Consider the following 19,818-nt stretch of genomic DNA (forward strand, 5'->3'; position numbering starts at 1 on the left):
AGTGAAGGCGCCCGAACCCAGAGAGGCGACGGAAGACGGGCGCATCGCCGACAACATCGTCTATTTCGCCCGCACCTTGCGCAAATCCGGCATGCGGGTCGGGCCGGCTTCGGTCAAGGATGGGATCGAGGCGGTGCTGGCAGCCGGCATCGGTTCGCGCGACGATTTCTACTGGACGCTGCATGCCGTGCTGGTGTCGCGGCACGAGGATCACCCTGTTTTCGACGAAGCCTTCCGGCTGTTCTGGAAATCGCGCGAGCTGATCGAGAAACTTCTGGCGATGTTCTCGCCGGTGGCGCCCGACACCAGGGAGAAGCAAAAGCCGCGCACGGCAGAAAACCGCGTCAGCCAGGCTATGTTCGAAGGCCACGAGAAGAATCGGCCGGTCAGGGAAATCCCGGAGATTGAAGTCGACGCCCGGCTAACCTTCTCTGGGAATGAAGTGCTGCGCGGCAAGGACTTTGCCCAGATGAATGCCGACGAGATGGCAGACGCCAAGAAGGCGATTGCCCGGCTGCGGCTGCCGTTCGACATGGTCCGTACCCGACGCTTCAAGGCAGACCTGCATGGCCGCCGTATCGATCCACGCGCCATGATGCGCTCGGCCGCGCGCACCGGCGGCGAACTGATCCTGCCGAAATTCCGCTCAGCCCGCGAAGTGCATCCGCCGCTGGTGGTTCTCGCCGATATCTCCGGTTCGATGAGCCAGTACACGCGCATCTTCCTGCACTTTCTGCATGCGCTGACCGAAAAACGGCGGCGCGTGCACACCTTCGTCTTCGGCACGCGGCTGACCAATCTCACGCGGCAGATGCGCCATCGCGACCCCGATGCCGCCCTTGCCGACTGCTCGGCGGCGGTGAAGGACTGGTCGGGCGGCACCCGCATCGGCGATACGCTGGCGGAGTTCAACAAGCACTGGTCACGCCGCGTGCTCGGGCAGGGTGCGGTGGTGCTGCTGATCACCGACGGGCTGGAGCGCGACGATGTCGCCGGCCTGTCGGAGGAGATGGATCGCCTGCACAAATCCTGCCGGCGGCTGATCTGGCTGAATCCCCTATTGCGCTTCGACGGTTTCGAGGCCCGCGCCCGCGGCGTCAGAGCGATGCTGCCTCATGTCGACGAGTTCCGCTCGGTACACAATCTCGATGCGCTGGCCGACCTCTGCGCCTCGCTGGACAAGAAATCCGCCGCTTCGGTCGATCCGCGTCGCTGGCTGGACGCTGGTGTCAGGCGCGCCGCATAGCCATATTGGATTCCGAAAACAGGCTCCCAGAGAAAAACAGACTTTGAGGCAAGCGATCATGGACAACAGCATCTATCTCGATGAGGCCCGCGACCCCTTGATCATCGCGGAAGGCTGGATGAAGGACGGCAAGGATGTCGCCGTCGCCACTGTGGTCGAGACCTGGGGTTCGGCGCCGAGGCCGGCCGGCAGTCATCTGGTCATTGACGCCGAAGGCAATTTTCACGGCTCGGTCTCGGGCGGCTGCGTCGAGGGTGCCGTGGTGAGCGAGGCGATGGACGTCATCGACTCGGGGAAAGCGAAGATGCTGGAATTCGGCGTTGCCGACGAAACCGCCTGGCAGGTTGGGCTGTCCTGCGGCGGCCGCATCAAGGTCTATGTGGAGCGGCTTGGTTAGGCATGGATCCTTACGCTCTTAAAACCCTGAATGCCGAACGTCGCGCGCGCCGCGCCGCGATCCTGGTCACCGACCTCGGCGATGGCCGCGACCGCATCGTGCGCGAAGGCGACCAGGTTGCCGGCGATCTCGGGCAAGCGATCGCCAAGGCATTTCGCACCGGCAATTCCGGTTCGGTCGAGGCTGAAGGGAGCACCTTCTTCCTCAACGCGCATTTGCCGCAGCCGCGCCTGGTGGTAGTCGGCGCCGTCCATATCAGTCAGGCGCTGGCGCCGATGGCCAGGATCGCCGGCTATCCCCTGGAGATCGTCGATCCGCGCACCGCCTTCGCCACCCCGGACCGTTTTCCCGATGTAGCACTCCATGCCGAATGGCCGGAGGATGTGCTGAAACGCCAGCCGCTCGACAGCTATACGGCGCTCGCCGCCGTAACCCATGATCCGAAGATCGACGATTTCGCACTGAAGGCCGCGCTCGACGCCAACTGTTTCTATGTCGGCGCACTCGGCAGCCGCAAAACACACGCCAGGCGCGTCGAGCGCCTGCTGGCGCTCGGCGCCAGCGCCGACCAGATCGCCCGCATCCGCGCACCGATCGGTATCGACATTGGCGCGGCGAGCCCGGCCGAGATCGCCGTCGCCATCCTGGCGCAGACGATCCACGCCTTTCGCTCGCGCGGGCTGGAATCGAAAGGCGCTGCGGCGTGAGATTCGGTCCGGTTCCAATCGACAAGGCGCAAGGCGCGGTGCTGGCGCATGCCACGACGGCGGGCGAGCGGCGTTTCCGCAAGGCGCACAGGCTGAGCACGCAGGACGTGGCGGTGCTGAAGGCGGCCGGCATTACCGAGATCGTCGTGGCGGTGCTTGCCGCCGATGACCTCAGCGAGGATGCGGCGGCCGAAAAGATTGCTGCCAGCATGGCCCACCGCAACATAGAGGCAAAACCGGCCGCGACCGGCCGCGTCAACCTCCATGCCAAGGCCGCCGGTCTCTTCACCGTCGATGCCGCCATGATCGACGCCATCAATGCGGTCGACCCGACCATCACCATCGCCACGCTGGCGCAGCACGCGCCGGTTGAGCAGGGCCAGATGGTGGCGACGGTCAAGATCATCCCGTTCGCCGTTGCCTCGGCCCTTGTCGATGCGGTGACAAAGATCTGCGCCGGCGGCGAGATCTTCGCCGTCAACGCCTACCATCCGGTGCGCATCGGCGTCATCCAGACGGTGCTGCCCGGCATCAAGGCGAGCGTGCTCGACAAGACGCTACGCGTCACCGAAGCGCGGCTGGCACGCTCCGGCGGCCGGCTGACGACGGAGCGCCGCACGCCGCACGAAATTGCGCCCGTCGCCGAGGCCGCCGCCGCGCTGGCGCGCGACAACGACATGGTGGTGATCTTCGGCGCCTCGGCGATGAGCGATTTCAACGATGTCGTTCCGGCGGCGATCGAGGCAGCAGGTGGCACGGTGATCCGCGCGGGCATGCCCGTCGATCCCGGCAATCTGCTGGTGCTGGGCACGCTCGACGGCAAGCGCGTCATCGGCGCGCCCGGTTGCGCCCGCAGCCCCAAGGAGAACGGTTTCGATTGGGTGCTCGACAGGCTGATCGCCGGTCTCGACGTCACCGCCAAGGACATCGCCGGCATGGGCGTTGGCGGCCTCTTGATGGAAATCCCGACCCGGCCGCAGCCGCGCGAGCCGCTGCCGGCGAGAGCCGGGCTGAAGGTCGAGATCGTGCTTCTGGCCGCCGGTCGCTCCAGCCGCATGGGCGGGCCGAACAAGCTTCTGGCGCTGTTCGACGGCAAACCGCTGGTGCGCCGGACAGTCGAGCGCGCACTGGCCTCGAAGGCAACCAGCACCGTTGTCGTCACCGGCCACCAGCGTGAGCGGGTGCACCAAGCCTTGACCGGCCTCGACGTGATCTTCGCCGACAATCCGGATTTTGCCGACGGCCTGTCCTCGTCTCTAAAAGCCGGCATTGCCCGCGTTGGAGCCGAGGCGGCCGGCGCCATGATCGTCCTCGGCGACATGCCGGGTATCTCATCGGCCGATCTCGACCGGTTGATCGAGGCCTTCCGTAGGGACGGCGGCCGCTCAGTGGTGCGTGCCGCCCATGACGGCCGCCGCGGCAATCCGGTGCTGCTGCCACGCGCGCTGTTTGGAGGCATCGCTCACCTCGAGGGCGACACCGGCGCTCGCCATCTGGTCGAGGCCGAGGGACTGGATGTCATCGACGTCGAGATCGGCGACGGCGCGTCGATCGATGTCGACACCCGCGAGGCGCTGGAAGACGCCGGCGGCGTGCTGCAGGATTGACAAAGCGAAGCCGAAAAACGCATGCCTTTAGCATGGCTCTCTCTTTACTTGCCTCAGCGCTTCTACCCCCCTCTGGCCTGCCGGCCATCTCCCCCTCAAGGGGGGAGATCAGCAGCCTCGATGGCGGCGTCTATCCTGCAGCTTTGAAGATTGGCGGAAGGCGGCGTGATATCCAATCTCCCCCCTTGAGGGGGAGATGGCCGGCAGGCCAGAGGGGGGCGGCCGCGCTCCATAGCCTTCTGATTTCGCTCTTTTTCCTGTTCTCTGCCGCCCACGCCGACGCGCTCGAACTAAAACCCTACAAGGATGACCTCTTCGCCTATCCCGCGACGCTCTCGTCCACGGACAAAGGCGCCTACACCGTCATCGACTATCGCGAGATGCGCGACATCAACGACCGCGACGAAGTGCCGGAAAAGCGCGTGCAGGCTAGGTATACCGACACCGGCGTGCGCAAGGTGCAGCGGGATTTGATGCTGAAAACCGATGCCGGCGATGTCAGGCATGTCGCCGTAGGCAAGACCGAAGGCGCCGGTATCATCGTGCTTTACCTGCACGGGCAGGGCGGCAGCCGCAAGCAGGGCGTCGACGACTTCACCTTCGGCGGCAACTTCAACCGAATCAAGAACCTGATGGCCGGCAATGGCGGCCTCTATCTCTCACCCGATTTCACCGATTTCGGCGACAAGGGCGCGGCCCAGGTCGCGGCGCTGATCGGCCACTATGCCGAGGCCTCGCCGGACGCGAAAATCTTCGTCGCCTGTGGCTCGATGGGCGGCGCGCTGTGCTGGAAGCTGGCCGGCCGCAGCGATACGGGACGGCGCATCAACGGGCTGCTGCTGCTCGGCTCGCTGTGGGATGACAGTTTCCTGTCGAGCCCGGCCTACAGGCGCCGTGTGCCGGTGTTCTTCGGCCAAGGCAGCAAGGATCCGGTCTTTCCCGTGGAGAAGCAGGAAGCCTTCTTCCGCTCCATCACTGCGAACTCGAAAGCCTATCCGACCCGGTTCGTCCGGTTCGAGACCGGCACCCATGGCACGCCGATCCGCATGGTCGACTGGCGCCAAACGCTGAACTGGATGCTGTCGAAGGCGCCCTGAGGCATATCGCCCAGGGGTGCCCGTTGGTTTTGGCAATCATGGTTCGGCCGATATCCTCTTAGGTGTAGGCTGATATGATCCAACAGATCGGAAGCACAGCGATGGACGCCCACCCCTTCAAGATCCAAATTCCGAACGAACAACTTGAAGATCTCCAGCGCCGGCTTAGCGCAACACGATGGCCAATTCCGCTAAGCGAAGCGGGCTGGAACGATGGGGCCGAGCTGCCGTTCATCAAGCGCCTTGCGGATTACTGGCGAGACCGCTTCGACTGGAGAGTGCAAGAGGCGCGGCTGAACCGGCTGCCGCAGTATCTGACGAGGCTGAACAACCTAGACGTCCACTTTGTCCACCAGCCAGGCAACGGACCGGCGCCGCTGCCGCTGATCATAACGCATGGCTGGCCCGGCTCGTTCATCGAAATGGAACACGTCATTCCATTGCTGGCAGACCCAGCTGCCCATGGTGGTGACCCGGCCGACGCTTTCCACGTGGTAGTTCCCTCCTTGCCCGGATACGGCTTTTCCCAGGCGCCGACGGAACCAGGCTTCCATTCCGGCCGCATCGCGGAGTTATGGGTACAGTTGATGCGCGGGCTCGGCTACGACCGCTTCGCTTCCCAAGGAGGCGACATCGGCGCGGGCGTTTCCGCCTGGATGGCACGGCTCCATTCCGAAAGCGTGCTTGGCGTCCACGTCAATTACATTCCCGGGAGCTATCGGCCACCCTTGGGTGCAGGTCTGCCACCTGTCACCGTTGAGGAGCAGGCCTTTCTGGAAAAGGCCGCGGCCTGGACGGCAACGGAGGGCGCCTATGCCCATCTGCAGGGCACGAAGCCTCAGACGCTTGCTTATGCTCTGACAGACTCGCCGATCGGTCTCGCAGCCTGGATGATCGAGAAGTTCCGTAGCTGGAGCGATTGCGACGGTGACGTGGAGCGCACCTTCGGCATGGACACGCTCCTTACGGATGTTTCTCTCTATTGGTTCAGCAACGCGCTCACCTCGTCCTTGCGACTCTACAAGGAGAATCGACTGTTCCCTCTTGCGTTCGAGACGCTGGAACGCGTTTCGCCTCCATTTGGGGTAGCGCTTTTCCCTCGCGAGTTGCCGATGCCGCCTCGATCCTGGGTGGCGCGGGTCTTTGACGTTCAGCGATGGACATCGATGCCGCGAGGCGGCCATTTCGCTGCGCTGGAGGAACCGAGTCTTCTGGTCGAGGACATTCGCGCCTTCTTCCGGCCGATGCGTTCGCGGCCTGAAACGAGAAGGCGAATGTGAAGGACTGCTTGAGCGCGGCGGTTCCTGCTAAGACCCCTACGGCGCGGTGTTGTAGTCGACCACCGTCTGCGGGTTCTCCTCGCCATCGTAAGACGCGTCCACATCATATTGGACGAGGGAGAAATCGCCGTTACGGAACAGGTATATCCCCTTGTCCGAGGCGTCGCCGATGCCGCGCCATTTGTTGAACGTGGTCAGCGTCTTGGCTTCTTCGTCATATTCGGAATTGGCCGCCCAGCCGGTTGTGCGGAAGCCGATGATATCCATGCCCAGCAGTTTGCCGTCGCTGTCATTGTTCTCGTAACGGATATCCATTTCGGGCTCGGTGAACTGCAACTGCCGCACGCCCGATACTTCGTCGGTCATGTAGTAGACCGAACTTGCGTTATAGGCTGCCGCTTGGCAGTAGAACTCGAAAAGCCGCGTTTCCTTGTCGGGATCGCTGGCAGCCGCGTCCTTTGCCTTGTATTTGATCGAAAAGATGTTCGGCTCCTCGCCGAGAAATTGCTTGTCACACTGATCGCCATAATCGGCGGCGAACAGTTTCTTCACCTGCTCGAGTGCTGTGTCCTTCTTCGGCGGCGGCGGCCCGTCACCACAGCTTGGCGGCAGCGCCCCCTCGAAATCGGCCTTGGATGGCTTCAGCGCGCCCTTGTCGATAAAGATCGGTCGGAATGGCGGGGCCTGGATCTGAGCGCTGACCTGGCGCAGCGTGTAGCAGCCGGCGAAGACTGCTTCCTTGCCGTCCTTGTCGGTGGCGCGGATGGCCACCGGGACGCTGTAATAGATGCTGCCGGCGGCACCTTCATCGGAAATGGCGCCGGTTTCCACGTCGACCTTGTCGGTGCCGTCATAGCCCTTAACGAAAGTGTCGAAATCCTTTGCCGGCTTGGTATCGCCGTAGTAAGCCCAGGCGCGGGCGAATTCGTGCCGGTTGATGGCACTGTAGAGCGAACGGACCACCGCTGCGGCATCCGACCTGTCGTCGACATAAGGTGCCTGGTCATCGGTCGCCGGGTCATCATCGGCCAACAAAGCTTGGCTGGATACAGCAAGGGAGAAAAAAGCGGTCGCTGCCAGAAAGACAAGTCTCATCGGGGATCTCCACCACGACAGGATTCTATCACATCGATTGCGGCGACGTGGTGACGCTTGAAAAATCCTCCGGGAAGGCGCTACGTCCCGCCGTCGGCGCTTCAGCCGCAATGGAGATTTGAACGTGACACTATCGATGTATGAAGCCTCGGTGCCGGTGTTTTCGGCCAGGCTGAAGGCGCTGTCCGGCGTGCTGTCGGCGGCCGAACAGAATGCAACCGAGCGCAAGATCGACCCGCAGGTGTTTTTGACCGCGAGGTTGGCGCCCGACATGTACGCGCTGGTCAGGCAGGTGCAGGTCGCCACCGACCACGCCAAGGGCGCGCCATCACGGCTGGCCCGTCGCGAGGTGCCGAAATACGAAGACAATGAAGCGACCTTCGCCGAGCTTCAGGCGCGCCTGACCAAGACGCTCGATCTGCTGGCGTCATTCTCGGCCGCCGAATTCGATGGTTCGGATGAAAGGGTGGTCGAACTGAAGTTTGGCCAGCGCGAAGCCTCGATGCCCGGCATGCAGTATCTGCTGCATGTCGCCATGCCCAACTTCTATTTCCACGTGACCACCGCCTACGACATCCTGCGCCACAATGGCGTGCCGCTGACCAAGGGCGCCTATCTCGGTAATCGTTGACGAATTGCGCGTTGCGAGGTTTCCCGGCCGCTGCCGGGAAACTTCGTATGACGCTGGTTCAGCGCCAAGGCTTACTCAACGCAGTGACATTTCGCGCGCGATGCGTGGGAAATCGGCCGGCTTGACGCCGATGTCGGCGCGGTCGGCATTGCTCATCGAGTGCAGCAGTGCCAGGGCGGAACGATAACGCTGATGCTCCTGCGGACGCGGACGGGCAAACATTTCAGTGAAGAACCCCATGATTCGGCCCCTTGTTGATCCTCCACGGCGCCGAATATAGGAAAATTGTGAAGATTGTGCAGTGCAGCATTTGCATGGCAGCCATGCCAAGCGAATTTTTTTCGGCACAATTGCCGCGTGCGCTGAAACTTGTGGCGCATCCCCACCGTATGCATAGACGCTGGCACATGGCCGGCTTTTCCTCGCCACTCCTGGCGAATTTCCGGACTGCATGCAAATGCAGTCCGGCTTTTTGTTGGGTCTTGCGCATCGCCAACCGGGCCCGCCCAAACCTCGCAAACGCCTAAACTGGTTAAGATCAGCGGCATTCATTTTTAACGAGCCGGTTCTATGCTGCGACCGGCTCTGTTCGCACGCTTAAACGAGGGGGAGGCTGACATCGGCGCCAAGCGGGATTTCGCTTCCTTGCTCGACGATCTGTTCGTTGCCTCCGACAAGGATGAGGCGGCGGAAGAGACGAGCGCCCGGCCGTCGATCCCGTTCGACTATCTCTCCGTGGCCGACGAGCTTCATTCCGGCCGCATCAAGGTCTCGGGCGAAACATTCGCCGCCGAATACCGCGAGGCGGGAGCCGATCTGGCCGCAGAATTCGCGGCCCTTCTCGATCATGCCAAGCTGGCGCTGGCCGGCGAGGAGGCAAAGCCCGAGGAAAAGCTGCCGCCGATCGACCCTGACGCGATCGCCGTCGAGCTCGGCCTCGATCATCCCGTCAAGAACGCCGATCTCGGCCGCATGCGCCGCAGCTTCGCCTTCGCCAACCACCCCGACCGCGTCGCGCCGCATCTGCGCCAGCGCGCCATGATCCGCATGCAGGTGGCCAATATGCTGATCGATGAGGCCAAGCGGCGCGCGCTGGCCGGCGTCCGGCGCTGACTTTTCCAGGGTTCACGCAAAAGTCGGGTTCCCTGAGGGTTGGAGAGCGGCGCCGCTTTCCCTATACATGCGGCTTCCTTCCCGCGTAGCCGCGCAAATTCCCGCCGGAGAAACCCCATGCACAAACGCCGTCTCGGTCGGACCGATCTTCTTGTTACCCAGATCTGCCTGGGGTCGATGACCTGGGGCGAGCAGAACACCGAGGCCGATGGCCATGCGCAGATGGATCTGGCTTTTGAGCGCGGCGTGAATTTCATCGACACCGCCGAGCTCTACCCGATCCCGCCCAAGGCCGAGACGCAGGGGCGCACGGAGAAGTTCATCGGCAGCTGGATGAAGGCCAACGGCAACCGCGACAAGGTCATCCTGGCCTCGAAAGTGGTCGGCCGCACCGCCAACAGCTGGTTCCGCGGCGGCCGTCCGTCGAAGCTGGTGCGCGCCGACATCTTTGACGCCATCGACAAATCGCTGGCCAAGCTCGGCACCGACTATCTTGATCTCTATCAGATCCATTGGCCGGAGCGCGACATCCCCTGGGGCGCCAACCCGACCCGCGTGGGTGCTGTGCCGCGCCGTGCCGATGCCGTTGGCGCGCCGGCCGGCGAGACGCCGATCGCCGAGACACTCGCAGTCTTCGAGGAGCTGGTGAAGGCGGGAAAGATCCGCCATCTCGGCCTGTCGAACGAAAGCTCCTGGGGCGTCATGCGTTTCATCGCCGAGGCCGACAAGGGCGTCGGCCCGCGCATCGTTTCGCTGCAGAACGCCTACAATCTGGTCAACCGTACGTTCGAGGTGAACCTGGCCGAAGTCTGCGGGCGCGAGGATGTCGGCTTTCTCGCCTATTCGCCGCTGGCGCAGGGCTATCTCACCGGCAAATACGACCATGGCGCACGGCCGCAGGGTTCGCGCTCGCAGCTGTTCAACCGCGGCCAGCGCTACGAGACGCCGAATGCGGCGGAGGCGCAGCTCGCATACAACGAACTGGCGCGTTCCTTCGGCCTTGAACCGGCGCTGTTTGCCAACGCCTATGTCGCCAGCCGGCCTTTCGTCACTTCCAGCATCATCGGCGCGACGACGATTGCCCAGCTTGAGATGGCGCTGTCGTCAGCCGACGTGACCTGGACCGACGAGATGCAGAAGGTCGTGGATGCGATCCACCAGCGCGTCGGCAATCCGTGCCCATAAGCAGACCGTTTGGCCGGGATTGCCGAGCAAAGACAAGGGGAAGGGGACAGCCATGGATTTTCCGATCGAGACCGTCAGGGGAAAATTTCCGGCGCTGGACCTGACCGACAAGGGCCGCCGGCGCATCTATCTCGACAATCCGGCCGGCACGCAGGTGCCGCAAGCGGTTGCCGACGCGGTGGCGCGCTGCCTCCTCACCACCAACGCCAATCTCGGCGGCTATTTCGAAACCACGCTTGCCGCGCAAAAGGTGTTCGACGACGCCCATGAGGCGATGGCCGATTTCCTGGGTGCAGCGAGCGCGGAGGAAATAATCATCGGCGCCAACATGACGACGCTGACCTATCACATGTCGCGCACGCTCGGCCGCGGCTTCAAGCCGGGCGACGAGATCATCGTCACCCGCATGGATCATGAGGGCAATGTCTCGCCCTGGCTGCAACTGGCCGAAGATCTTGGCCTCTTGGTGCGCTTCCTGCCTTTCGACGAGAACAGCTGGCAGGTCGAGGAGGCGGCGCTCAGCGCTCTGCTTACCGACAGGACAAAACTCGTTGCGCTGAACTATGCCTCGAACCTCACCGGCTCGATCAATCGGGTGAAAGCGCTGACGGCCATCGCCAAACAGGCCGGCGCGGTGGTCTATGTCGACGCCGTGCAGTTCGCGCCGCATGGGCTGGTCGACGTGCAGGATCTCGGCTGCGACTTCCTGATCTGCTCGGCCTACAAATTCTTCGGCCCGCATATGGGCATATTGTGGGGACGCCGCGACATCATCGATGCGCTGCAACCCTACAAATGCCGTTGCTCTTCCAATGGCCTGCCGGAGCGCTTCGAACTCGGCACGCCGCAGATCGAACTGATGGCCGGGCTTACCGCAGCGGTCGATTACTTCGCCGAACTCGGAGCTGCGGCCGGCGAGGGCGGTGCGCGAAGGCAAAAGATCGCAAAGGCATACGAAGTGTCGATCGCCTACGAAAACCCGCTGGCGCTGAGGCTGATCGATGGGCTGTCCGCCATTGAGGGCCTGACCATCCGCGGCATCACCGATCAGAAGCGTGTCATTGAGCGCGTGCCGACCGTGTCCTTCACCGTCGACGGCATCGTGCCAGAGACGATCGTGCGGCAGATGAATGCCGAGAACATTTTTCTATGGTCGGGTCACAACTACGCCTGGGAGATCGTCCACCATCTCGGCATTCCGGCCGAGCAGGGCGTCGTGCGCATCGGTATTGCGCACTACAACACGGCGGCAGAGATCGACGAGACGTTGGAAAGCGTGCACCGGGTGATCGCCATGCTGAGGCAGCAGCGCTAGTCAGCTATCGCTGTTTGCCGCCGAAACCGGTGAGGAACGCCGTGAGATTGTCGCCGAGCGCGTCGCAAAGATAGCCGCCTTCCTGGACGATAACCGTCGGCAGGCCGAGCTTGGCAATTGCCTCGCCGATCCGCGAGAAACCGGGCGTGGTCACCGAAAGCCCGCCGAACGGATCGCCCTCGAACGCATCGAGACCGAGCGCCACGACCAGCGCGTCCGGCGAAAAGGCGCGGATACGCTGGAACGCCACTTCGAGGGCCTCCAGAAACGCCGCGTCGGCTGATTTGCGCGGCAATGGCAGGTTGAAATTATAGCCGAGGCCCGGACCTTCGCCGCGCTCATCGGCATGGCCCCAGAAGAACGGATAGAAGCGCACCGGATCGGCATGCAGCGACACCGTCAGCACGTCCGAGCGCCTATAAAAGATGCCTTGCGTGCCGTTGCCGTGATGCAGGTCGACATCGAGGATCGCCACCCGCGCCGCCTGCTTGCGCAACACCTGGGCTGCGACCGCCGAATTGTTGATGAAGCAGAAGCCGCCGGCGACATCGGCAAAGGCATGATGGCCGGGCGGCCGGCAGAGCGCATAAGCGGCAGGCGCGCCCGATATCACCGCTTCGGCTGCCTCGACTGCACTCCAGGCGCTCCACAGCGCGCTGTGCCAGGTTTCGGCCGAGATCGGGCAAGCGGTGTCGGCCATGTGGTAGCCGGCCTGGCCGACCGCCGAGGCCGGATAGGACCCTGTGCGGGCCAGTGGATGGATGTTGGGGATGACTTCCGCGGATGCGCCCTCGATGCGCTGCCAGCGCGCAAAAATGTGTTCGAGGAAGGCGAGATACTCCGGCGTATGCACGGCCGCCACCGGGCCTAGGCCATGTTCCCTGGGCCGCTCGATCATCAATCCGGCGGATTTTGCGCCGGCTAACAATCGCTCTACCCGCTCCGGCTGTTCGGGATTGGGCTGCGGCGCACCGCTGGACAGAAAGGCCTTCGGGTCGTGGCGTTTCTGCTCCTCGGCAAAGAAGGCTTTCATTCCGCGTCCCCATCCTGCGCTGCATCGGCAAAGGCGAAAAAGGCATCGCCAACAATCTTCTGCGTCTGCTCGTAGCTCGACCAGGCGATGCCCAGCCGCTCATAAAAAGCCTTGGCGCCGTCATTGTCGGTGTCGACGGACAGCCTGAGATAGGCGCCGCCATCCCGGCGGCAGTCGCGCGCGACCCGGCGCAGCAGTCTTTCGCCGATCTTGCGGCCGCGAAACCGGTCCTCGACATAGAGGTCCTGGATATAGACGCCGGGCCGCCCCATCCATGTCGAGAAGATCGGGAAATGCAGGCAGAGCCCCGCAAAATCGCCGCCGATCTCGGCGATCAGGGTGGAGAAGGCGGGTTTGTCGCCAAAGCCGTAGCGGCGGAGATCGTCGGCAGTGGACGTGATCTCCTGATGCGCGCCGATATGGGTGCCGAGCTTGAGCAGCGCGGCATGGATGGTGTCGACGTCGTCGATGGTGCCGGGGCGGAGGGTGACTGTACTCACGATAGGCAAGGCGCCCAGGCACCCCCCTCTGTCCTGCCGGACATCTCACCCTCAAGGGGGGAGATTGGCAGCTTTGGCGCTGCCATCCATTTTGCAACGATTGAGATTGGCGAAGGCCGCAGTGACATCCGATCTCCCCCCTTGAGGGGGAGATGGCCGGCAGGCCAGAGGGGGGTGTGCCAGAACGCCATCATCGCAGATCAATCATCTCAAAACGCCACCCTATCGCCACCCTTCAGCGCCAGCATCTCGCGCGCCTCGGTCGGCGTTGCGACTTCCAGCGACAACCCGTCGAGAATGGCGCGTATCCTGCGCACCTGATCGGCATTGGATTTCGCCAATTGCCGTCCATCGTAGAGACTGTCCTCCAGCCCGACGCGGACATTGCCGCCCGTCGCCGCCGCGATCGAGATCAGCGGCATCTGGTGGCGGCCGGCGGCGAGCACCGAGAACTGGTAGCTGTCGCCGAACAGCTTGTCGGCGATGCGCTTCATATGGATGAGATTGTCGGGATCGGCGCCGATGCCGCCGAGAATGCCGAGCACGAACTGGATGAACAGCGGTCCCGACACCAGCCCGCGGTCGCGAAAATGCGCCAGCGAATAGAGATGGCCGACATCGTAGCATTCGAACTCAAAGCGCGTGCCGCAGCCCTTGCCGAGCTTTTCGAGCACGCCTTCCATATCGGCAAAGGTGTTCTTGAAGATGGTGTCGCGCGTGGCTTCGAGCAGCTTTGGTTCCCACTCGTGCTGCCACTCCCTTGGCTTGTCGAGCATCGGGAACAGCGCGAAATTCATCGAGCCCATGTTGAGCGAGCACATTTCCGGCTCGGCCCGCAGTGGTGCCGCCAGCCGCTGGTCGAGCGTCATCAGCGACGAACCGCCGGTGGTGATGTTGATCACCGCATCGGTCGCTTGCTTGATGCGCGGCAGGAACTGCATGAACACCTCAGGATCGGCGGTCGGCCGGCCGTCTTTGGGATCGCGGGCGTGGAGATGCAGGATTGAGGCGCCAGCCTCGGCCGCCGCGATGGCGTCGGTCGCGATCTGGTCCGGCGTCACCGGCAGATAGGGCGACATGGACGGGGTGTGCACCGAGCCAGTGACCGCGCAGGTGATGATGACTTTCCTCGGCGCCATTCTTTAGCCTTCAGCCTTCGACCGGCAGGTCGAGTTCGGCGGCCAGAACTTCCAGCGAATCGCCGATGATGGAAATGATCTCCCCGACCTCTTCAGCCGTGACGATCATCGGCGGCGCCACCATGAAATTGTCGCTGTCGACACCGCCCTTGACCCTGCGGCCGTAGATGATCAGCCCGCGCTCGTAGGCGAGGTCGAGCAGGCGCTGCGTGGCTTTCTTGCCCTGTTCGATCGGCCGTAGAGTTTCGGGATCGGCAACCATCTCGGCGCCGGTGAGCAGGCCTTTGCCTCGGACATCGGCGATGAACGGAAAACGCTTCGCCAGCCCTTTCAGCCCGTCCATCAGCACGTCGCCCATCGCGGCGGCATTGGCGATCAGGTCGAGGCGGTCCATCTCGCCGAGCACGGCGAGCCCGGCCGCGCAGGCGAGCGGATTGCCAGCATAGGTGTGGCCATGCTGGAAGCCGCCCGACGCCAGCAGCGGCTCGACCAGCCGCATCGGGGCGGCCAGCGCGCCGAGCGGCGCATAGCCGGAGCCAAGCCCCTTCGACAGCGCGACGATGTCGGGCTTGCAGTTCCAATGGTCGCCGCCAAGGAATTTTCCGGTGCGGCCGGCGCCGCTCATCACTTCATCATGGATGAGCAGGATGCCGTAGCGGTCGCAGATCTCGCGTATACGCGGATAATAGCTGTCCGGTGCGACGAGGGCCGAAGTCGCCGCACCGCCGATCGGCTCCATGATGAAGGCGAGCACGCTGTCCGGGCCCTCGGCCTGGATCTTCTCCTCCAGCATGTCGGCATAACGGACGCCGCGCTGCTCCATCGAAAGATTGTCGCGGTCGCGCCATGCCGTCGGCGCCGGCACGGTCGGCATCACCCGCATCATCGGTGTGAACGTTTCGGCCAGCGCATCGTCGCCGGTTATCGAAAGCGAACCCAGCGTGCCGCCATGATAGGAGGGAAAACGCGTGATAACCTTCCAGCGCTTCGGCTGGCCGGTCGCGACCGCCCATTGCCGCGCCAGCTTGATGCAGGATTCCGTCGCCTCCGAACCGCCGGAGACGAAGAAGATTCGGTCCATGCCCTCCGGCAGTTTGCCGGCGAGCTCCCGCGCCAGTTCTTCCGCCTGCTCGTTCTCGAAATGCAGCCGGTAGGCGAAGGTGGCGCGGTCCATCTGCCGCTTCATGGCGTCGAGCACGTTGCGGTTGGAATGGCCGATATTGGCGACCATCGGTCCGCTCGATCCGTCGATGAAGCGGCGGCCGTCCTGCGTCCACATATAAATGCCTTCGGCGCGGTCGATCAGCGGCCGGCGCAGGCTGGAGAGGTAGAACAGGTGCGAGGGCGCGCGCGTTTCTGAACCAGTTGATGAGGGCTTCTGCATGTCAGGACTTTCCGAGGTAGCGATCGATTACATTCCTGGTCACGCGCTCGACCATGGGATCCTGCCTGAGCAGGCCGGCGACCCATTCGCAGCTTCCGGCGTGGAAAACCTCGCCCTTGCCGCGCGGAAAATTGACGATCATGCCGTTGCCGCGTTTGACCTTTTCCAGATTGGCGTCGGTCGCCTCGCCAAACAGCGTTTCGGCCGTAAAGCGGCCATCCTCGTCGGCGAGAAACTGGTCCTCGATCGGGATATCGGCGCTTTCCTCGACCTGGCTCGCTATGCCGACGGCCAGCACCTGCAGCCCGTCAGGCGCACCGCTGTCCGGTGTCGGATAGGGCAGGCCGCCGCGGATCTCGAAATCGAGCCCGTCGACCTCATAGCCATAGACATGGCTGTCGGCGCCGAGCAGGTCGCCATAGTACATGCCGGTGCCGGCAAAGGCCCAGTGCTCGGGCCGATAGACCGGAAAGCCGCGCACGCCGCGCGGTGCGCATCCGCCCCAGCCGGCATAGACGCCCCTCGTTGCGTTAAGGCCGAAGGTCAGAGCGCCGGGACGGCCGATCTCCGGCGCTTCCCAGGAGTTGGTGGCGCGGGTGACGTCGCCGCCATAGGCCGGGTCTTCGGCCCGCGCGCGGTATTTGTAACAGACCTGCCGGCGGCCTTCGTCCTCGAGCCTTGTCTGCCACATGAAATTGCCGGCAAAGCGCGCCGCATGGCCGCCGCGCTCGACGTAGCTGTCGACGGCGTCCCGCATCTCCCAGGTCCAGTACTCGTCATGGCCGACGAAGACCACACAGTCATAACCATCGAGGATTTCGGGCGAGAAGTGCAAATCGTGCTGGCTGGCGAGATCGACGCCATAGCCGGCGCGCTCGGCAAAGCGGAAGAAGTGGCTGTCATAGCTCGCCCAGCCGGAGGAGGTGTATTTCTTCGAATGTCCGGTGGCGTACGCCCATTCCATGTGCGGATAGCGCGGCACTGTTTTCGGCGGCACCGCAACCTCCAGCGGCACGCGCGGCGCATCCTTGGGCAGCACCACGAAGCCGCGGCACCAGGGCCGCTGGGTCGACACCATGCGCGCATATTGGTCGCGGCCCGGGCCGGTGATGCCCTGATAGGCGTTGGAGCCGCCCCAGGTGTTGTAGGACAGCCAGGTGCCCGTCGCCGCCACCTGCAGCACGCGACCGGGCTTTTTGCCGGGCAGGGGCGCGACGATGATGAGGTGGTGGCAGTGGATCGGCTTGCCATCGCCGCCGTCCGCCGTCAGCGTCAGCCGGTAGGCGCCGGACGGCCAATCCTTGCCGATGCTGAATTGAAACGACGCCTCCCAGCCGCAGCCCTCGACCGAGCACTGGTCCGGCGTATCCTGCCAGCGCGCCGAAAGCCCCGTTTGCTCGAAGACTTTTGTCTCGCTGCCGCCGTCGCGGACAATGACAATGCTGAAGCGCGGCACTGTCGAACTGACATGCAGCGTCACGGTATCGCCGGCGCGGTAGGAAAAGCGGTTGGAATAACACCAGATCTCGCCGCGCTCGCCGTCCATTCCTGGCCATTCATAGTAATGGCCGCGCACTGCCTCGCGGCGCTGCTCGGGCGTCAGTCCGAAATCGGGAAATTCGGTCGGCAGTTGGGTCATGAACACCGGAAAAGTGACAGGCCGCCATTTCGGCCATCTGCCGGCCAAGCGTCAAATGGAAACGATCGGGCCAGCAATTGCATACGACACAATTGCTTGGCCGCTCTTGGCCGCACCTGGCAAACCGACTATCTCAGGCGAGGCGGCATTTTCCGCCTCGGGAGCCGGTATGCTGAGAGTGCAGAAGGTCAAGGTCGACGAAATCTACGTGCCGACGGCGCGCAAGAAGACGCTGCATCCCGAAACGGTCCGGCATCTGGCCGAAGACATACTGGAAAACGGCATGAAGACGCCGATCCAGGTTCGCCATGACGGCAAGCGCCACATCCTGGTCGAGGGCCTGCACCGGCTGGAAGCCGCCAAATGGCTCGGCGAGACCGAGATCGACGCCTATCTGGTGCAGGCCAAGCGCCACTGAGGCGCGCGACCCGATCGACAAACAGCCAAACCGGTCATTCCTCCGCGGATTTTTTCGCAGGGCATGTCGGCACGCGGCGTGCTTGCTCGTCCTTGGGGCGGAACCCGAGGAGACCGACATGTCCAGACGAATCTATTTCGCCATTCTTGCCTCGGTCGCTGCCTTGTTCGTAGCGCCCGGCCCAGCCAATGCAGAGGAGACCAAGCCCGCCATGACCACCGAAGCAACAGCCATGCCGAAGCCTGAAAAGTCCGGCCTGCTGCCGATCGACGGCCTGAATTACTACTATGCCGTCTACGGCAAGGGCGAACCGCTGCTTCTGCTGCATGGCGGCCTTGGCACGTCGGACATGTTCGCGCCGCTGCTGCCGAAGCTGGCGGAAAACCGCACCATCATTGCCGTTCACCTGCAGGGCCATGGCCGCACCGCGCTCGGCGAGCGACCCTTCAGCCTGGAGGGGATGGGCGACGACATGGCTGGTATCGTCAAGGCGCTCGGCTATGACAAGGTCGACGTGCTTGGCTATTCGCTGGGCGGCGGCGTCGCCTTCCGTATGGCCGTTCAGCATCCCGAGACGGTGAGACGTCTGGTCCTGGTCTCGACCGGCTTCGCCGCCAATGGCTTCTATGACGAGATGCGCGGCCAGCAGGCGCAGGTGAGCGCGGCCGCCGCCGATTTCATGAAGGACACGCCGATGTACAAATCCTACGTCGCCGTCGCCCCACGTCCCGACGATTTCCCCAAACTGCTCGACGCGCTGGGCAATTTCATGCGCAAGGATTACGACTATTCCGCCGATGTGGCGAAGCTGAAGATGCCGGTCATGCTGGCCTATGGCGACAGCGACATGTACAAGCCCGAGCACGAGATCAAGTTCTACCAGATGCTCGGCGGCGGGCTGAAGGATGCCGGCTGGATGCGTGAGAACCTGTCGCAGAACCGGCTGGCCATCATTCCCAATCGCACCCACTACGACGTATTCTTCGCACCGGAGCTGACGGCCGCGGCACTGCCCTTCCTCAATGGCGAAACCAAGGTGAAGACCTGGGACGAAGTCCTCAGCGAAACGAAATAGCTTGCCTGAAAATACATGCCGGCCGTCTCGAAGAGGCGGTCGGCTTTTTTGTGCCTGCGAAGCTACGGAGCCTTGGCGCAGCCATTGGTCCTATCGGCGCAATCGATGGCGCCATCAGGGCTTTTCAATTGACCGAAAGGTACCTGTCGATATCATCAAGAGACCTTCAGTGTGATGAGTTCGAATGATGACGAAATACCAGGGCGGATGCCATTGCGGGGCAGTGCGCTACGGCACTGAGGCGGCGCCGCTCAACCAGCGCGTCTGCCACTGCCGGCGCTGCCAGAAGGTCATAGGCGCGGCGTTCAACGCCCGCCTTTTGTTTCGCATCGACGATGTCACGGTCGAGGGAGAGGTGGCGACGGTCAACACCTCTCCGGACCTCAAGCGCGGCTTTTGCGCCGCTTGCGGCACCACGCTGTTTTCCCGACGCGACTCCGCCGGCATCGTCGGCATCACCACCGGCTCGCTCGACGATCCCTCGCTGTTCAAGCCGGAAATGCATATGTGGACCGCCTCGAAGCAGCCCTGGCTGCAGCTCGATGACGGCCTGCCGCACCATGAAGGCGCGCCGCCTCCGAATTGACGCCGGCCTTACCGGAAATTAATCCCGAAACCACGACATAGCCGGCAAAGCGTCATTGGCGGGCCATGATTGCCTGCCTATCTATCGTCTGCGGGCCGGTATCGAGGAGACGACCGATGAGCGACAGAATCAGCACCCTGGACGAGCTTTTGAGCGATCCGATGGTCCTCCTCGTGATGGAGCGTGACCGCGTGCGCCCCGAACAGGTTCGCCTGCTGCTCGAACGTGCCCGCCGCCCGGCCGCCGACGAACCATCGGTGCCGCCGGCGCATGTGGTGGCCAAGACTTGTTTGCAGCAATGGCTGGGAAGGTAAGGCTATGATCCTTCGTCGTCCTCGGGCTTGACCCGAGGATCCACGCCGTGACGTCGG

21 protein-coding genes are annotated in these 19,818 nt (G+C 63.4%); 14 read left to right on the forward strand and 7 right to left on the reverse strand.

The features are described from left to right. Position 1: 1 nt before the first annotated feature. The 6 genes from NLY36_RS30670 to NLY36_RS30695 all read left to right on the forward strand — a co-directional run bounded on the left by NLY36_RS30670 (position 2) and on the right by NLY36_RS30695 (position 6,334). On the forward strand, positions 2-1,246 hold the full coding sequence (locus NLY36_RS30670; RefSeq protein WP_023736526.1) for a vWA domain-containing protein: 1,245 nt from the start codon (positions 2-4) through the stop codon (positions 1,244-1,246). Between the two features lie 58 nt (positions 1,247-1,304). Then, positions 1,305-1,643 carry an XdhC family protein gene (locus NLY36_RS30675; protein WP_023736527.1) on the forward strand — a complete coding sequence of 113 codons (339 nt, stop codon included), beginning with the start codon at positions 1,305-1,307 and terminating at the stop codon, positions 1,641-1,643. A 2-nt stretch (positions 1,644-1,645) separates the two neighbouring features. After that, a complete protein-coding gene (locus NLY36_RS30680) occupies positions 1,646-2,350 on the forward strand; it encodes an XdhC family protein (protein ID WP_023736528.1) in 705 nt (234 codons plus the stop codon). Further along, entirely contained in the window at positions 2,347-3,957 is a 1,611-nt protein-coding gene (locus NLY36_RS30685) for an NTP transferase domain-containing protein (protein WP_023736529.1), read from the forward strand. Before NLY36_RS30680 ends, NLY36_RS30685 begins: the two co-directional genes overlap by 4 nt. A 185-nt stretch (positions 3,958-4,142) precedes the next feature. Beyond that, positions 4,143-5,054, forward strand: coding sequence for an alpha/beta hydrolase family protein (locus NLY36_RS30690; RefSeq protein ID WP_245260292.1), 912 nt, complete (start codon positions 4,143-4,145; stop codon positions 5,052-5,054). A gap of 74 nt (positions 5,055-5,128) precedes the next feature. Then, positions 5,129-6,334: an epoxide hydrolase family protein gene (locus tag NLY36_RS30695; protein WP_245260293.1), complete on the forward strand. Its 1,206-nt coding sequence runs from the start codon at positions 5,129-5,131 to the stop codon at positions 6,332-6,334. A 36-nt stretch (positions 6,335-6,370) separates the two neighbouring features. Here NLY36_RS30695 and NLY36_RS30700 read toward each other — a convergent pair whose 3' ends face one another. Then, the gene (locus tag NLY36_RS30700) at positions 6,371-7,429 is read right to left on the reverse strand and encodes a DUF1176 domain-containing protein (protein WP_023697587.1); all 1,059 of its coding nucleotides are present in this window, start codon (positions 7,427-7,429) and stop codon (positions 6,371-6,373) included. Between the two features lie 124 nt (positions 7,430-7,553). Between NLY36_RS30700 and NLY36_RS30705 the strand changes: the two genes are divergently transcribed. After that, positions 7,554-8,060 (forward strand): DUF1993 domain-containing protein, encoded by a 507-nt coding sequence (locus NLY36_RS30705; RefSeq protein ID WP_023669071.1) that lies wholly within the window; start codon positions 7,554-7,556, stop codon positions 8,058-8,060. Between the two features lie 75 nt (positions 8,061-8,135). Here NLY36_RS30705 and NLY36_RS30710 read toward each other — a convergent pair whose 3' ends face one another. Then, positions 8,136-8,300: a hypothetical protein gene (locus NLY36_RS30710; RefSeq protein WP_023690170.1), complete on the reverse strand. Its 165-nt coding sequence runs from the start codon at positions 8,298-8,300 to the stop codon at positions 8,136-8,138. Between the two features lie 330 nt (positions 8,301-8,630). Between NLY36_RS30710 and NLY36_RS30715 the strand changes: the two genes are divergently transcribed. The 3 genes from NLY36_RS30715 to NLY36_RS30725 all read left to right on the forward strand — a co-directional run bounded on the left by NLY36_RS30715 (position 8,631) and on the right by NLY36_RS30725 (position 11,673). After that, a complete protein-coding gene (locus NLY36_RS30715; RefSeq protein WP_023706484.1) occupies positions 8,631-9,173 on the forward strand; it encodes a hypothetical protein in 543 nt (180 codons plus the stop codon). 117 nt (positions 9,174-9,290) lie between these two features. Continuing rightward, positions 9,291-10,358, forward strand: coding sequence for an aldo/keto reductase (locus tag NLY36_RS30720; protein ID WP_023697589.1), 1,068 nt, complete (start codon positions 9,291-9,293; stop codon positions 10,356-10,358). A 52-nt stretch (positions 10,359-10,410) separates the two neighbouring features. Then, entirely contained in the window at positions 10,411-11,673 is a 1,263-nt protein-coding gene (locus NLY36_RS30725; RefSeq protein WP_023697590.1) for a cysteine desulfurase-like protein, read from the forward strand. A gap of 4 nt (positions 11,674-11,677) precedes the next feature. On the opposite strand, the gene NLY36_RS30730 is transcribed toward NLY36_RS30725, so the two are convergent. From NLY36_RS30730 to NLY36_RS30750, 5 genes are all read right to left on the reverse strand, one after another. Further along, complete coding sequence (locus NLY36_RS30730; protein ID WP_023736530.1) at positions 11,678-12,706, reverse strand: histone deacetylase family protein; 1,029 nt, start codon at positions 12,704-12,706, stop codon at positions 11,678-11,680. Next, positions 12,703-13,206, reverse strand: coding sequence for a GNAT family N-acetyltransferase (locus NLY36_RS30735; protein WP_031196820.1), 504 nt, complete (start codon positions 13,204-13,206; stop codon positions 12,703-12,705). The genes NLY36_RS30730 and NLY36_RS30735 overlap by 4 nt, the downstream gene beginning before the upstream one ends. 209 nt (positions 13,207-13,415) lie before the next feature. Further along, positions 13,416-14,345 (reverse strand): 3,5-dioxohexanoate:acetyl-CoA acetone transferase, encoded by a 930-nt coding sequence (gene kce, locus NLY36_RS30740; RefSeq protein WP_023736531.1) that lies wholly within the window; start codon positions 14,343-14,345, stop codon positions 13,416-13,418. Between the two features lie 10 nt (positions 14,346-14,355). Further along, complete coding sequence (locus NLY36_RS30745) at positions 14,356-15,729, reverse strand: aminotransferase family protein (protein WP_023684915.1); 1,374 nt, start codon at positions 15,727-15,729, stop codon at positions 14,356-14,358. 1 nt (position 15,730) lies between these two features. After that, positions 15,731-17,368 (reverse strand): N,N-dimethylformamidase beta subunit family domain-containing protein, encoded by a 1,638-nt coding sequence (locus NLY36_RS30750; protein WP_023736532.1) that lies wholly within the window; start codon positions 17,366-17,368, stop codon positions 15,731-15,733. Between the two features lie 169 nt (positions 17,369-17,537). Between NLY36_RS30750 and NLY36_RS30755 the strand changes: the two genes are divergently transcribed. The 4 genes from NLY36_RS30755 to NLY36_RS30770 all read left to right on the forward strand — a co-directional run bounded on the left by NLY36_RS30755 (position 17,538) and on the right by NLY36_RS30770 (position 19,761). Then, positions 17,538-17,786, forward strand: coding sequence for a ParB N-terminal domain-containing protein (locus tag NLY36_RS30755; protein ID WP_023669061.1), 249 nt, complete (start codon positions 17,538-17,540; stop codon positions 17,784-17,786). Positions 17,787-17,904: 118 nt separating this feature from the next. After that, positions 17,905-18,861, forward strand: coding sequence for an alpha/beta fold hydrolase (locus NLY36_RS30760; protein ID WP_023736533.1), 957 nt, complete (start codon positions 17,905-17,907; stop codon positions 18,859-18,861). Between the two features lie 187 nt (positions 18,862-19,048). Continuing rightward, on the forward strand, positions 19,049-19,447 hold the full coding sequence (locus NLY36_RS30765; protein WP_023684918.1) for a GFA family protein: 399 nt from the start codon (positions 19,049-19,051) through the stop codon (positions 19,445-19,447). A gap of 116 nt (positions 19,448-19,563) precedes the next feature. Further along, entirely contained in the window at positions 19,564-19,761 is a 198-nt protein-coding gene (locus NLY36_RS30770) for a hypothetical protein (RefSeq protein WP_023711466.1), read from the forward strand. Positions 19,762-19,818 lie beyond the last annotated feature (57 nt).

The sequence above is a fragment of the Mesorhizobium sp. C399B genome (assembly GCF_030323185.1).
GTDB lineage: Bacteria > Pseudomonadota > Alphaproteobacteria > Rhizobiales > Rhizobiaceae > Mesorhizobium.